General features: G+C 68.8%; 11 protein-coding genes. 9 read left to right on the top strand and 2 right to left on the bottom strand.

Annotated features, from left to right (window positions below; genetic code table 11):
- The first annotated feature begins 63 nt into the window (after positions 1-63).
- The 9 genes from OOK40_RS18965 to OOK40_RS18925 all read left to right on the top strand — a co-directional run bounded on the left by OOK40_RS18965 (position 64) and on the right by OOK40_RS18925 (position 11,134).
- Positions 64-894, top strand: coding sequence for a TetR family transcriptional regulator (locus OOK40_RS18965; protein WP_266482998.1), 831 nt, complete (start codon positions 64-66; stop codon positions 892-894).
- Positions 895-1,500: 606 nt separating this feature from the next.
- Entirely contained in the window at positions 1,501-2,838 is a 1,338-nt protein-coding gene (ccrA, locus tag OOK40_RS18960; protein WP_266482995.1) for a crotonyl-CoA carboxylase/reductase, read from the top strand.
- A gap of 11 nt (positions 2,839-2,849) precedes the next feature.
- A complete protein-coding gene (locus tag OOK40_RS18955; protein ID WP_266482992.1) occupies positions 2,850-4,862 on the top strand; it encodes a protein meaA in 2,013 nt (670 codons plus the stop codon).
- On the top strand, positions 4,859-5,818 hold the full coding sequence (locus tag OOK40_RS18950; RefSeq protein WP_266482990.1) for a CoA ester lyase: 960 nt from the start codon (positions 4,859-4,861) through the stop codon (positions 5,816-5,818). The genes OOK40_RS18955 and OOK40_RS18950 overlap by 4 nt, the downstream gene beginning before the upstream one ends.
- A 2-nt stretch (positions 5,819-5,820) precedes the next feature.
- A complete protein-coding gene (locus tag OOK40_RS18945; protein ID WP_266482987.1) occupies positions 5,821-6,333 on the top strand; it encodes a MaoC family dehydratase in 513 nt (170 codons plus the stop codon).
- A gap of 2 nt (positions 6,334-6,335) precedes the next feature.
- Positions 6,336-7,541, top strand: coding sequence for an acyl-CoA dehydrogenase family protein (locus OOK40_RS18940; RefSeq protein ID WP_266482984.1), 1,206 nt, complete (start codon positions 6,336-6,338; stop codon positions 7,539-7,541).
- A 170-nt stretch (positions 7,542-7,711) separates the two neighbouring features.
- On the top strand, positions 7,712-8,359 hold the full coding sequence (locus tag OOK40_RS18935) for a phosphatidylserine decarboxylase (protein WP_266482981.1): 648 nt from the start codon (positions 7,712-7,714) through the stop codon (positions 8,357-8,359).
- A complete protein-coding gene (pssA, locus tag OOK40_RS18930; RefSeq protein WP_266484421.1) occupies positions 8,352-9,209 on the top strand; it encodes a CDP-diacylglycerol--serine O-phosphatidyltransferase in 858 nt (285 codons plus the stop codon). Before OOK40_RS18935 ends, pssA begins: the two co-directional genes overlap by 8 nt.
- A gap of 80 nt (positions 9,210-9,289) precedes the next feature.
- Entirely contained in the window at positions 9,290-11,134 is a 1,845-nt protein-coding gene (locus tag OOK40_RS18925) for an AMP-binding protein (protein WP_266482979.1), read from the top strand.
- Here the strand turns inward: OOK40_RS18925 and OOK40_RS35295 are convergent.
- Together OOK40_RS35295 and OOK40_RS18915 are read right to left on the bottom strand one after the other, a co-directional pair.
- Positions 11,038-12,810, bottom strand: a complete 1,773-nt coding sequence (locus OOK40_RS35295; protein WP_323136075.1) for a GNAT family N-acetyltransferase — start codon at positions 12,808-12,810, stop codon at positions 11,038-11,040. The two genes, OOK40_RS18925 and OOK40_RS35295, sit on opposite strands and share 97 nt — an antisense overlap.
- An 82-nt stretch (positions 12,811-12,892) precedes the next feature.
- Positions 12,893-14,158, bottom strand: a complete 1,266-nt coding sequence (locus OOK40_RS18915; protein WP_266482977.1) for an ABC transporter substrate-binding protein — start codon at positions 14,156-14,158, stop codon at positions 12,893-12,895.
- Between the last annotated feature and the right edge of the window lie 2 nt (positions 14,159-14,160).

Below are 14,160 nucleotides of genomic sequence, written 5' to 3'. Positions count from 1 at the left end.
CCCTCGGACGGCCCGCCAGATGCCTCCGGGGCACCGCACCCGCAGGCGCGCTCGGCTGCACGAATGCAGTACGTTCAGCTCATGCCCCAGCCCGCCAAGCCCACCCGTACCAAAGCCACTCCCGACGCTCCGGAAAGTGCCGCGGGCTCTCGCGCCGCCGCCCAGCGCCTCAAGATGCGGCGGGAGCTGGCGGCCGCGGCCATGGAGCTGTTCGCGACCAAGGGCTACGAGGCGACGACCGTCGACGAGATCGCCGCGGCGGCCGGGGTCGCGCGGCGGACCTTCTTCCGCCACTTCCGCTCCAAGGAAGAGGCGATCTTCCCGGACCACGACGACACGCTCGTACGCGCCGAGGCTGTGCTGAACGCGGCTCCGGCGCACGAGCATCCGCTGGACACGGTGTGCCGGGGCATCAAGGAGGTCATGCGGATGTACGCGGCCTCCCCCGCGGTATCGGTCGAGCGCTACCGCCTGACCCGTGAAGTGCCCACGCTGCGGGAGCGGGAGATCGCTTCGGTGGCCCGCTACGAGCGGCTGTTCACCCGCTATCTGCTGGGCCACTTCGACGAGCGCGATCACCACGACGGCAACGACGACCCGCTGCTGGCGGAGGTGGCCGCGTCCGCGGTCGTCACCGCGCACAACCACGTGCTGCGCCGCTGGCTGCGGGCGGGTGGCCAGGGGGACGTCGAGTCCCAGCTGGACCACGCCTTCGCGATCGTCCGCGACGCCTTCGGCACGGGCATCGGCGCGGGCCGCGCGCCGCAGGGCGAACGGACGGGGCCGGCGGCGGTGGCGACGCGGACGAGTGACGACGTGCTGGTGACGGTGGCACGGACGGATGCGCCGCTGGACGAGGTCATGCGCACGATCGAGCGCGCACTGCGCGGCTAGCCCTCACCCCGCCCTCCCCCAGACTCCGTCCGGGGGGACCCCCCAACCTCCCCGTATGCGACCTTCGGCCGCATGTCCTCAAACGCCGGACGGGCTGAATGTGCGGCCCCGCCGCACATCTCAGCCCCGTGGGGGTCTCCCCGGACGAAGTCTGGGGGAGTTTGAGGCGCGGGGGTCCGGGGGCAGCGCCCCCGGTTACGGGAAGGGGCGGGTAGGGGAACAGGCCCGCCCCAGGCGACCTGCACACAAGCGAACACAGAACGCGACGGCCCCGCACATAGCGGGGCCGTTTCGCGTGTGCGGCGCCCAGGTGACATCCGCGAGACACCTTTGTTTCAAAGTCTTGGCACGCAGTGTCTTGCGAGCTGGCACGGCGTGCCATACGTTGAGAGAGTCCGGGCGGCCGGCGTGCAGAGACCACTCGTACGCCGGCTGTCCCCGCAAACCATCGGTTTGTGCGCCCGGACGCCTGCGTCACAGGCAACCTCCCGCGCCAACCAGCGCTGCCAACAGCACCACCCCCGCCGAACCGACGGCACACCTCCACAGCAGCATCCCGACGTTCCCCTCAGCGTTCCCCGAAACGCGCTTCGCCGGAGGCACCCCGTGAAGGAAATCCTGGACGCGATCCAGTCGACGGACAGCACGTCCGCCGACTTCGCCGCACTGCCCATCCCCGACTCGTACCGCGCGGTGACCGTGCACAAGGACGAGGTCGAGATGTTCGCGGGTCTCGAGACCCGCGAGAAGGACCCCCGCAAGTCCCTCCATGTCGAGGACGTGCCGGTGCCCGAACTCGGGCCGGGCGAGGCCCTGGTGGCGGTGATGGCCAGCTCGGTGAACTACAACTCCGTCTGGACCTCCATCTTCGAGCCGATGGCCACCTTCGGCTTCCTGGAGCGGTACGGAAAGCTCTCCGAGCTGACCAAGCGGCACGATCTGCCGTACCACATCATCGGCTCCGACCTGTCGGGCGTCGTGCTGCGCACGGGCCCCGGCGTCAACGCCTGGAAGCCGGGCGACGAGGTCGTGGCGCACTGTCTGTCCGTCGAGCTCGAGTCGAGCGACGGCCACAACGACACGATGCTCGACCCCGAGCAGCGCATCTGGGGCTTCGAGACCAACTTCGGCGGTCTGGCCGAGATCGCGCTGGTGAAGTCCAACCAGCTGATGCCCAAGCCGCAGCACCTTAGCTGGGAGGAGGCCGCGGCTCCGGGCCTGGTCAACTCCACCGCGTACCGCCAGCTCGTCTCGCGCAACGGCGCGGGCATGAAGCAGGGCGACAACGTGCTGATCTGGGGCGCGAGCGGCGGACTCGGTTCGTACGCCACCCAGTTCGCGCTTGCCGGCGGCGCCAACCCGATCTGTGTCGTCTCCAGCCCGCAGAAGGCGGACATCTGCCGTGCGATGGGCGCCGAGGCGATCATCGACCGCAACGCCGAGGGCTACAAGTTCTGGAAGGACGAGCACAACCAGGACCCGCGCGAGTGGAAGCGCTTCGGCAAGCGCATCCGTGAGCTCACCGGCGGCGAGGACGTCGACATCGTCTTCGAGCACCCGGGACGCGAGACCTTCGGCGCGAGCGTGTACGTCACCCGCAAGGGCGGCACGATCGTGACGTGCGCCTCCACCTCCGGCTACAACCACGAGTACGACAACCGCTACCTGTGGATGTCGCTGAAGAAGATCGTGGGCTCGCACTTCGCCAACTACCGCGAGGCATGGGAAGCCAACCGCCTGGTCGCCAAGGGCAAGATCCACCCGACGCTGTCGAAGGTCTACTCGCTCGACGACACCGGCCAGGCCGCGTACGACGTGCACCGCAACCTCCACCAGGGCAAGGTCGGCGTGCTCGCCCTCGCCCCGCGCGAGGGTATGGGCGTCCGCGACGAGGAGCTGCGCGCCAAGCACATCGACGCCATCAACCGCTTCCGTAACGTCTGAGAGACGCACACATGACAGAGCGTCAGAAGGACCGGCCGTGGCTCATGCGGACGTACGCCGGTCACTCGACCGCCGAGGCGTCCAACGAGCTCTACCGGCGCAACCTCGCCAAGGGCCAGACCGGCCTGTCGGTCGCGTTCGACCTGCCGACGCAGACGGGCTACGACCCGGACCACATCCTCGCCCGCGGCGAGGTGGGCCGGGTCGGGGTCCCCGTCTCGCATCTCGGTGACATGCGGCGGCTGTTCCAGGACATCCCGCTGGAGCAGATGAACACCTCGATGACGATCAACGCCACCGCGATGTGGCTGCTGGCGCTCTACCAGGTGGTCGCCGAGGAGCAGGGCGCCGACGCCAACAAGCTCCAGGGGACGACGCAGAACGACATCGTCAAGGAGTACCTGTCGCGCGGGACGCATGTCTTCCCGCCCGGCCCCTCGCTCCGGCTGACCACCGACATGATCACGTACACGGTGGCCAACATCCCCAAGTGGAACCCGATCAACATCTGCAGCTACCACCTGCAGGAGGCCGGGGCCACACCGGTCCAGGAGATCTCGTACGCGATGTCCACCGCGATCGCCGTGCTGGACGCCGTCCGCGACTCCGGTCAGGTGCCCGCCGAGAAGTTCGGCGATGTGGTCGCGCGTATCTCCTTCTTCGTGAACGCGGGCGTCCGCTTCGTCGAGGAAATGTGCAAGATGCGCGCCTTCGGCCGCATCTGGGACAAGGTCACCCGCGAGCGGTACGGCATCGAGAACGAGAAGCAGCGGCGCTTCCGCTACGGCGTCCAGGTCAACTCGCTCGGCCTGACCGAGGCCCAGCCGGAGAACAACGTCCAGCGCATCGTCCTCGAAATGCTGGCCGTGACGCTCTCGAAGGACGCACGCGCGCGTGCCGTCCAACTGCCCGCCTGGAACGAGGCCCTGGGCCTGCCCCGCCCCTGGGACCAGCAGTGGTCGCTGCGTATCCAGCAGGTGCTGGCCCACGAGAGCGACCTGCTGGAGTACGAGGACATCTTCGAGGGCTCGCACGTCATCGAGGCCAAGGTGGACGCCCTGGTCCACGAGTGCCTCGCCGAGATCGCCCGGATCCAGGAAATGGGCGGCGCGATGGCAGCCGTCGAATCCGGCTATCTCAAGTCGCAGCTGGTCTCCTCGCACGCCGAGCGGCGCGCCCGGATCGAATCGGGCGACGAGAAGATCGTCGGCGTCAACATCTTCGAGACCACCGAGCCCAATCCGCTCACCGCGGACCTGGACGAGGCGATCATGACGGTCGACCCGGCCAACGAGGCGCGGGTGGTCTCCAAGCTCCACGAGTGGCGCGACAACCGCGACGAGGCCCGGGCGACCGAGGCGCTGGCCGCGCTGAAGAAGGCGGCCGCGGGGTCCACGAACCTGATGGCCGCCACCGTCGAGTGCGCCCGCGCGGGTGTCACGACCGGCGAGTGGTCCTGGGCGCTGCGCGATGTCTTCGGCGAGTTCCGCGCGCCGACGGGTGTCTCCAGCGCACCGGTCGCCGTGACCGCCGAGGCGGGCACGCCGCTCGCCGTCGTACGCGAGAAGGTGTCGCGTACCGCCGACGAGCTCGGCGCGGGACGGCTGCGGCTCCTCGTCGGCAAGCCCGGCCTGGACGGGCACTCCAACGGCGCCGAGCAGATCGCCGTACGGGCCCGCGACGCGGGCTTCGAGGTGGTCTACCAGGGCATCCGGCTCACACCCGAGCAGATCGTCAACGCGGCCCTCGCCGAGGACGTGCACTGCGTGGGCCTGTCGATCCTGTCCGGCTCGCACGCCGAGCTGGTACCGGATGTACTGGAGCGGCTGCGCGAGGCCGGCGCGGCCGATATCCCGGTGATCGTCGGCGGGATCATCCCGAACGCCGACGCCGCCGATCTGAAGGCGGCGGGTGTGGCCGCCGTGTTCACCCCGAAGGACTTCGGCATCACCGAGATCATCGGCCGTATCGTCGACGAGATCCGGAAAGCGAACAAGCTCGACCCTCTGGAGGTCCCCGCATGACCGTCAACCGTCTCCGCCCGCGTCGCTCGTGCCTGGCGGTTCCCGGCTCGAACCCGCGCTTCCTGGAGAAGGCCCAGGGCCTGCCGGCCGACCAGGTCTTCCTGGACCTGGAGGACGCCTGCGCCCCGCTGGCCAAGCCCGAGGCCCGGCACACCATCGTCAAGTTCCTCAACGAGGGCGACTGGACGGGCAAGACCAGGGTCGTGCGGGTCAACGACTGGACCACCGAGTGGACCTACCGCGATGTCGTCACGGTCGTGGAGGGCGCCGGGCAGAACCTCGACTGCATCATGCTGCCGAAGGTCCAGGACGCCCAGCAGGTCGTCGCCCTCGACCTCCTGCTGACCCAGATCGAGAAGACCATGGGCTTCGAGGTCGGCAAGATCGGCATCGAGGCGCAGATCGAGAACGCGAAGGGCCTGGTGAACGTCGACGACATCGCGGCCGCCTCGCCGCGCGTCGAGACCATCATCTTCGGCCCGGCCGACTTCATGGCATCGATCAACATGAAGTCGCTGGTCGTGGGCGAGCAGCCGCCCGGCTACCCGGCGGACGCGTACCACTACATCCTCATGCGCATCCTGATGGCCGCCCGGACGCACAACCTCCAGGCGATCGACGGCCCGTACCTGCAGATCCGCAACCAGGAGGGCTACCGCGCGGTCGCCCAGCGCGCCGCCGCCCTCGGTTTCGACGGCAAGTGGGTGCTGCACCCGGACCAGGTCGCCGCCGCGAACGAGATCTTCTCGCCCTCGCAGGAGGACTTCGACCACGCCGAGCTGATCCTGGACGCGTACGAGTACTACACCTCCGAGGCGGGCGGCAAGAAGGGCTCGGCGATGCTCGGCGACGAGATGATCGACGAGGCGAGCCGCAAGATGGCGCTGGTCATCTCCGGCAAGGGCCGCGCCGCCGGCATGCAGCGCACCTCGAAGTTCGAAGCCCCGGAGGCCTGATCATGCAGTTCGGACGCACCTACGAGGAGTTCGAGGTCGGCGCGGTCTACAAGCACTGGCCCGGAAAAACGGTCACCGAGTACGACGACCACCTCTTCTGTCTGCTCACCATGAACCACCACCCGCTCCACATGGACACCAACTATGCGGAGAAGACGACGGACTTCGGCAAGAACGTGGTCGTCGGCAATTACATCTACTCGCTGCTCCTCGGCATGTCGGTCCCGGATGTCTCCGGCAAGGCCATCGCCAACCTGGAGGTCGAGTCGCTGAAGCACGTCGCGCCGACCTTCCACGGCGACACGATCTACGGCGAGACCACCGTCCTCGACAAGACCCCCTCCCGCTCCAAGAGCGACCGCGGAATCGTCTATGTCGAGACGAAGGGTTACAAGCAGGACGGCACCCTCGTCTGCGTGTTCCGGCGCAAGGTGATGGTCCCGACCGAGACGTACATCAAGGAGCGCGGCGGCGAGCAGCCCGGCCGCCCGGAGCTGAAGGCACAGGAGAAGTAGCCATGGCGCGTCTCGCCCAGACCGCAGGTCTGACCGACATCCAGCAGGAAATCCTGGCCACCGTCCGGGACTTCGTCGACAAGGAGATCCTCCCGGTCGCGACCGAGCTGGAGCACCGCGACGAGTACCCGACGCAGATCGTCGAAGGCCTCAAGGAACTCGGCCTGTTCGGGCTGATGATCCCGGAGGAGTACGGCGGCCTGGGCGAGTCGCTGCTCACCTACGCCCTGTGCGTCGAGGAGATCGCGCGTGGCTGGATGTCCGTCTCGGGCATCATCAACACGCACTTCATCGTGGCGTACATGCTCAAGCAGCACGGCACCCAGGAGCAGAAGGACACCTTCCTGCCGCGGATGGCGCTCGGCGAGGTGCGTGGCGCGTTCTCGATGTCGGAGCCGGGTCTTGGCTCCGATGTGTCGGCCATCACCTCCAAGGGCGTCAAGGACGGCGACGAGTACGTCCTCAACGGCCAGAAGATGTGGCTGACGAACGGCGGAACGTCCACTTTGGTCGCCGTCCTGTGCCGGAGTGACGAAGGACACCCGGAGGGCACCGCCCCCCACAAGTCGATGACGACCTTCCTCGTCGAGAAGGAGCCCGGCTTCGGAGAGGTCCGTCCCGGTCTCACCATCCCCGGGAAGATCGACAAGATGGGTTACAAGGGCGTCGACACGACCGAACTCATCATGGACGGACTGCGCATTCCGGCCAATCGGGTACTCGGCGGCACCACAGGCCGAGGGTTTTACCAAATGATGGACGGGGTGGAAGTCGGCCGCGTGAATGTCGCGGCACGTGGCTGCGGCGTCGCACAGCGTGCCTTTGAACTGGGCGTCTCCTACGCCCAGCAACGTCACACTTTCGGCAAGCCGATCGCTCAGCACCAGGCGATTCAGTTCAAGCTGGCCGAGATGGCTACCAAGGTCGAGGCCGCGCATGCGATGATGGTGAACGCGGCACGCAAAAAGGACTCCGGGGAACGAAACGACCTGGAGGCAGGGATGGCGAAGTACCTCGCCTCCGAGTACTGCAAGGAAGTCGTCGAGGACGCCTTCCGTATCCACGGCGGTTACGGCTTCTCCAAGGAGTACGAGATCGAGCGCCTCTACCGTGAGGCTCCGATGCTGCTGATCGGCGAAGGTACCGCCGAGATCCAGAAAATGATCATCGGTCGTCGGCTGCTCGAGGAGTACCGATTCCAGGGTTGATTGTCGCGTTTGAGCCGGTTCGGCCGCGAAGACGATCACAGCCTGTCATCGTCTTCCGGCTGCCGACTCGGGCTCTGGCTTTCCCAGTTGCGGCCCGCAACCGATAGCATCGCCCGAAAGCCGCCGTCCCCCCGTTGCCTGCGCGGCATCATCCGCTACGAAGGTCATCCATGCCCCACAGCCAAACCTCTGCACCACGCGGCCGCGTCCGCCTTGCGCGCGGAGCATCGCCGTGGCTTCTGCCGACCGTCGCCACCGCTGCACTCAGCCTGGCCCGCTCGCGCCGCTCGCGGCGTGCGGCGGCCATCGCCGTGCCCACCACCGCGCTCGCGGCGGGCATGCTGTGGTTCTTCCGCGACCCCGAGCGCGAGATCGCCGAGGGCCGCGTCATCTCCCCCGCCGACGGTGTGGTGCAGAGCATCATGCCGTGGAAGGACGGACGTACCCGCGTCGCGATCTTCATGAGCCCGCTGAACGTCCACGTCAACCGCGCCCCCCTCGCGGGCACGGTGACGTCCGTCGAGCACGTACCCGGCGGCTTTGTGCCGGCGTTCAACAAGGAGAGCGAGAACAACGAGCGCGTTGTCTGGCACTTCGACACCGAGCTCGGCGACATCGAGATGGTGCAGATCGCGGGGGCTGTCGCCCGGCGCATCGTGCCGTACATCCCCCAGGGGACGAAGGTCGAGCAGGGCGAGCGCATTGGTCTGATCCGCTTCGGATCGCGCGTTGACATCTACCTGCCGGAAGGTGTCGACGTCGCCGTCGAGGTCGGTCAGACCACGACCGCGGGGGTGACTCGAATTGACCGTGATTGATCCCGACACACAGGCGGGCTGGGTCGCCGAGGCAGAGGCCGAGGACGACGCGGAGGAGATGCCGCTCTCACTGCGGCTGTCGATAGCCGACACCCTCACGCTCGGTAACGCCACGTGCGGCTTCATGGCGGTGTACTTCACCACCACCGGGATCCTGATCCCGCACCTCACCGGCAGCAACGAGAGCGGCATGGCGCGCAACAGCGCGGCGACCGCCGTGATCCTCATGCTGCTGGCCGCGATCTTCGACCTCTGCGACGGGCTCGTGGCGCGCAAGCTGCGCAGCTCGCCGATGGGCGCGGAGCTGGACAACCTCTCCGACCTGATCAGCTTCGGTCTCGCCCCGGCCTATTTCGTGCTCGTGTACGGAATGGTCGCGGACGACGCCCAGCAGAAGGTCTCGGCGGTGGCCGCGATCGTCGTACTGCTGGCGGTGGTGCTGAGGCTTGCCAGATTCTCGTGCGTGACCATGAAGGACGGCATGTTCCAGGGCATGCCGAGCCCCTTCGGAGCGCTCACGGTCGTCTCGATCGTGCTGCTGGAGCTGCCGTTCATCCCGACGCTGCTGGCGATCATCGGCACCGCATGGCTGATGGTGAGCCGGGTCGAGTACCCCAAGCCGCGGGGTGTCCTCGCGGTGGCGATGCTCGGCTGGATCGTTGCCGCGATGGGGATGCTGGCGGCGTGGGCCTTCGACGCCCCGGGCGGCCAGGTGCTGCTCCAGACCGGCTGCGCGCTGCAGATCGTGATGGCGGCGACGATTCCGCTCTTCGCGACGGCGCGACGTGTGAACACGTTCCGTGACAACCGGCGCGAGAACCGCGAGGCAAGGGCGGCGCAGCTGCCCTAGCGCAAACGCACGGTGGGCCCGGATGCGATCTGCATCCGGGCCCTCGTCATGTGCCGTCCCTTCTGGAATGATCGACGGCCATGTCAGGGGGAACGCTTCACCAGCTGTTCGAAGACAGGGTACGGACCGAGCCGGACCGTACCGCCGTGATCACCGACCGCACCCGGCTGACCTATCAGCAGCTGGACGCCAGGGCCAACCGGCTGGCCCGGCATCTTGCCGAGACCGTCCGTCTGCCGACCGGACATCTGGTCGCCATCCGCACCTTGCGCACCCCGGATGTGCTTGTCGCCGTTTTGGCCGTGCTCAAGGCGGGCGGTGCCTATGCCGTCGTCGGGCCCGACCAGAAGGCACACCCGGTCGTCGCCGATGCGCGGGCCGTCATCACTCATCAGCGACACCTGGCCCGGATCGACGACGGCAACGACCGGCCCGTCATCACTCTGGACGGCGACGCCGCGGCCATCGGGGCTCACTCAGGCGAACCGTTCGACGAGCCCCCCGCCACGGGCTGGCGAGCCGGCGTGCTGCTCACGGCCGGGACCACAGGTGTGCGCCGCCCGGTGGGCATCTCGCACGAGCGGCTGAGGGCCGCGTACGACGCCTGGGCCGAGGTCTACCAGCTCGACGCCGAGGGCCGGGTGCTCGTCACCGCGGCGCCGGACACCACCGAGTTCGCCGCCGGTTGGATACGGGTCCTCGGCTCCGGCGCGACGCTGGTGCTGTCCCGGCGCGAGGCCTTCACCGTCGCCGACACCGATCCGCTGACGGTGGCGCGGCTGCTCGACGACGCCCGCAACGTCTCGGGGCTGCGGCTGGTCGCGGTGGGCGGTGAACAACTGCGGCTCGACGAGCAGGTGCGGCTGGAGCGGCGGCTCGCCCCCGGCGCGCGACTGATCAATGTGTACGGTCCGACGGAGGTCGCGGGATGCGGCACCTGGTTCGAGACCGGTCAGCTCGGCGGTCCGGTGAACTATCCCGAGCGCCACGCCTATCTCGGACGACCGTTCCCGGGCTGCAAGGCACAGGTCCGCAAGGGGCAGATCTGGCTGACGCCGCCCGGCGGCGGTGACGCCGTGCCCACCGGGGATCTCGGGCGGCAGGAGGGCGAGGGACCGCTGGAGTTCCGAGGCCGGATGGCACACCGGGTCAAGGTCGCTGGACGAACCGTCGACACCTACCGGGTCGAGGCTGCGCTGGCCGGGCATCCGCGGGTCGGCGAGGCGGTCGTCGGGGAGGACGGCGGGCGGCTGATCGCTTATGTCCTGCCGGCCCCGAGGAGTGCGTCGCCGGGGGCAGAGGCCTTACGGAGCCATCTGACCGGCGTTGTACCGGCCGCGGACATCCCGCGCACGGTGGTGCCGATCACGTCGCTGCCGCGCAACAGCGCGGGGAAGGTGGACCGCAAGGCGCTGGTGCGCCCGCCGATCCGGTCCGCCACGAGCAGGTCGGCCGGCAGCAAGGGTGGCGGCGTTCCGCTCACGGCCGAGGACCGGGTTGTCGCCGGCTGGGCCATGGCGTTCCCGGTCGCGATCATGTCGTTCTTCTTCACCGACACCATCTGGCCCGGCTCCACCGATCTGTCCCTGGTGCCCGACCCCTGGGCATGGTTCTTCCGCGGCCTGTACGTCGCCGAGAGCCTGGCCTTCGCGGCCGGAGTGGGATTCCTGATCGGCGGGCGGAGGCTGATGCCGAGCCTGGGCAGACCGAAGGGACTGACGACCGCGGCCCATCTGGCCATCGTCTATCTGCTCGCCTCCTGGTGGCCGCAGGACAATCTGTACCGGCTGGCGGCCAAGCAGGACTGGCCACGGCAGGCGGCGCTCGTCTACACCTTCAATGTGCCGCTGATGATCGCGGCGGGTGTGGTGGCGACCTGGGCCGTGTGGGGAGCGCTGAAGTCCGATCCGGAGGACCAGAAGTGATCAGGGAAGATCCGGCCCAGGTCGCGACTCGCGGCGCGCACCAAAGCCTCGGCCGCATCCAGCCGCTCTGACGTACACGCCGCGATGAGCACACCAACGTACGGATCGGGCTCATAGCCCGCCGTGGGGATCGACGGGACGAGAACCGCGTCGATCCCGGCGCACCGCTCCGTCAAATCCCGTAGAAATGCGATCAGTTCGGGCGCGGGAAGGCGTGCGCCGAGCGGTACGCGGTCCAGTGACCGTACGAGATGGTCGCCACCGCGGAGCTCATCGAGGCGCAGTTTCACCATGAACGCGGCCGAGGGGCCCGTGAGGCGCAGATTGGTCTCGGTCGGGGCGAGCCGCCCCCCGGGGCCGGTCACGAAGTCGACGTCGAACCAGCCGCGGTATCCGCTCGCGGCGAGCTCCCGGCCCACGGCGTGGCCGAACCGCAGGGCATGCGCGGCAAGGTCGTCCGGTACGGCTCCGGGGCCCACGGTCGCCCCGCGGTAGACCGTGCCCTCGACGTCCATCGCCGCGACGCCCACATCGTGCACCTGACCCTGGGCGTCGATCAGCCCGTCGTACGTCGGATCGCCCGTCGTCCCGTCACCCGCCACATACTCCTCGAGCAGCAGCGGGCCCCTCGGCAGAGAGCCCGCCCGGACGCGGTCCGTCACCACGCGGGTACCCGAACCTCCGGCGCCGTGCTCGGTCTTGACGACGGTGGCCGCACCGGCGCGGGCCCTTGCGGCGATCAGCCGGGCCGCCTCACGGCGGGTGGCGGGCGTCCACCGCTCGGGCACCACGATGGCGGGATGCTCGGGGGCGAGCTGCCGGAAGAGGGTGTGGGAGGCCCGTTTGGACTCGTAGCGCAGGGCGTCCGGCGGGAGTCGGCGTCCGGAGAGCTCGCCGGACGCCTCGGTGTGGCCCCAGGGCACGAAGGGCAGACCGAGCGCGCGCAGATTCCGTACCAGGGCGGGGCGAGCCAGTACATCGGGGCCGGTGAGGTCGGCGTACACCTCTACCTGGCCCCAGCACAGCTGCCGGGCCACCATGGTGATCCACCCGCCGGGTACGGACCCGGGCAGAACGAGCGCCGCCGGGTGCGGGCTCGCGAAGGCGGCCAAGCAGGCGTAGTGGTCGGCCGCCCGCCGCGCCTCGTCCGTCACTTCCCCCAACTGGCCCTGGAACTCCGCGACATTGCCCAGATGCACCGCCCGCCGCCCGTCCGTCCAGGCCTGCGCCCAGTCGGCGCGCGGGGTCAGCGTCACCTCCAGGCGCGGCAGCTCCCGCCCGGCTTCCGGGACGGGGCGTGCGCCCATCGCCCGGTAGAAGGGCTCGGCGTTCCGGTCGGCGTCGATGGCCAGCCGCTTGAAGCCCAACTGCCGTGCGGCGTCGAGGACATACGCGTAGAGGGTCCTGCCGACTCCGCCGCCGATCGCCCAGGGTTCGACGAACAGCAGGCCCAGCTCACCGTCGGGTGCCTCGCCCTCCAGAGACGCGACGCCGAGCACTGCAGTGTCGTTCTCGGCGACGACGATGCGGCGTGCCACCAACTCCCCCGCCCGGATGGCGAGTTCGTCGCGGCACGCCGCCAGGAATGCCTCGTCGTAGCCCCAGTGCGCTTTGGAGCGCAGGACCAGAGCGGTCAGGGCGTCGGCCTCATCGGGACGGGCGTCACGTATCCACACGCCACGACCCTAGGCGTCCACCCCGAGCCTCAATCGCCGGGAGCCTCATGTTCAGCCTGTCCGGCGACTGAGGACACTCCCCTCAGCCACCCGCCTTGTACGACTCCGCCGCCTTCGCGGCGGTCGCGGGCCGCACCACCTTCAGACCGCCCGGCACCTTGAGGTCCGGCTTCATGATCAGGCTCTGCCGCGTCGACGGTGCCGCGGGGTCGGAGAAGTTGTTCGTGATGCCGAAGCCGTTGTCGTACGAGGAGATGGTGAGCAGTGCCTTGTCGATACCCTCCCGCGTCAGGTCCTTGGCCGCGCAGGCCTTCTTCAGCACCTCGCCGTAGACGCTCGCTGCCGTGTATCCGGCGACCACCCCGTTGTCGAGGCCGTCCTTGGGGTACGCGGCCTTGTACTCCTTCGCCAGCTTCGCCGGACCCGCGCCCGGGTCGCCGATGGGGAGGGTGGAGGCGGCGACGTAGTAGTCCTTCGTCAACGCGGGCGCAGCCGGGGTGCCCAACAGCTGCGGAGCGAAGGCCGAGTTGTTGCCGACCATCGGGACGTTGAACCCGCCCGCCGCGGCGACGCCGACCAGCGAGGCCGCCTGGCGCGGCCCGGCGCTGATCAGGACCGCCTTGACGCCCGCCTTCTTGAGCGCCGCGACCTGCGCGGACATGTCGTTGTCGGTCGGCTTGATCTTCTGCTCGACGACGGTCAGACCGGCCTGCTGCGCCGCGTACTTGGAGCCCTTCAGCGCGTTCTCTCCGAAGTCGCCCTCGAAGTAGACGTGGCCGATCTTGTCGCCCTTGGCTATGCGCTTCTGGCTGAGGAGATAGTCGACGGCGTTGATCGTCTCGATGTCGTACGTCGCTCCCACGACCCGGATGTACGGGCTGCCCAGCAGCGATGCCGACCAGGCCTGGGGCACCACGAGTGCCTTGTCCTGGCCGTCGATGCGGCCCTTGACCGCGGCGACGAAGGGCGAGCCGATGAACTGCGAGAAGCCGAGCACCTTCGGTTCGAGTTCGGTGTACCCGGCGACGGCCTTCTGCGGGTCGTAGCCGTGGTCGCGGATGGTCAGTTCGATGCTGCGGCCGCAGATGCCGCCGGCAGCGTTGGTCTGCTTCGCCCACAGCTGCTGCGCCTGGGTGACGCTCTTGCCGAGCGAGGCGTAGACGCCGGTCATGTCGGTGAGCACGCCCAGGTTGATGGTCTTGGCCGTGACGCCTTCGCCGGTCTTCACACCTCCGGCGTCCTTCTCGTCACCGCCGCCTTCGGTGGCCTTCGAGCTGCATCCGGCGAGGGCGGAGCTGGTCAGGGTCAGGGCGGCGGCCAGCGCCGCCAGGTACAGACGTGGCTTCATGT

It is taken from the genome of Streptomyces sp. NBC_01481, assembly GCF_026339995.1.
GTDB lineage: Bacteria > Actinomycetota > Actinomycetes > Streptomycetales > Streptomycetaceae > Streptomyces.
Note: the sequence above shows the minus strand (reverse complement) of the source record. Positions and strands in the feature narration are given on the sequence as shown.

Bases quoted from the DNA above. Each gene is read 5' to 3' on its own strand.
- OOK40_RS18965 (WP_266482998.1), top strand. From the start codon at position 64: ATGCAGTACGTTCAGCTCATGCCCCAGCCCGCCAAGCCCACCCGTACC.
- OOK40_RS18955 (WP_266482992.1), top strand. From the start codon at position 2,850: ATGACAGAGCGTCAGAAGGACCGGCCGTGGCTCATGCGGACGTACGCC.
- OOK40_RS18950 (WP_266482990.1), top strand. From the start codon at position 4,859: ATGACCGTCAACCGTCTCCGCCCGCGTCGCTCGTGCCTGGCGGTTCCC.
- OOK40_RS18945 (WP_266482987.1), top strand. From the start codon at position 5,821: ATGCAGTTCGGACGCACCTACGAGGAGTTCGAGGTCGGCGCGGTCTAC.
- OOK40_RS18940 (WP_266482984.1), top strand. From the start codon at position 6,336: ATGGCGCGTCTCGCCCAGACCGCAGGTCTGACCGACATCCAGCAGGAA.
- OOK40_RS18935 (WP_266482981.1), top strand. From the start codon at position 7,712: ATGCCCCACAGCCAAACCTCTGCACCACGCGGCCGCGTCCGCCTTGCG.
- OOK40_RS18925 (WP_266482979.1), top strand. From the start codon at position 9,290: ATGTCAGGGGGAACGCTTCACCAGCTGTTCGAAGACAGGGTACGGACC.
- OOK40_RS18915 (WP_266482977.1), bottom strand. From the start codon at position 14,158: ATGAAGCCACGTCTGTACCTGGCGGCGCTGGCCGCCGCCCTGACCCTG.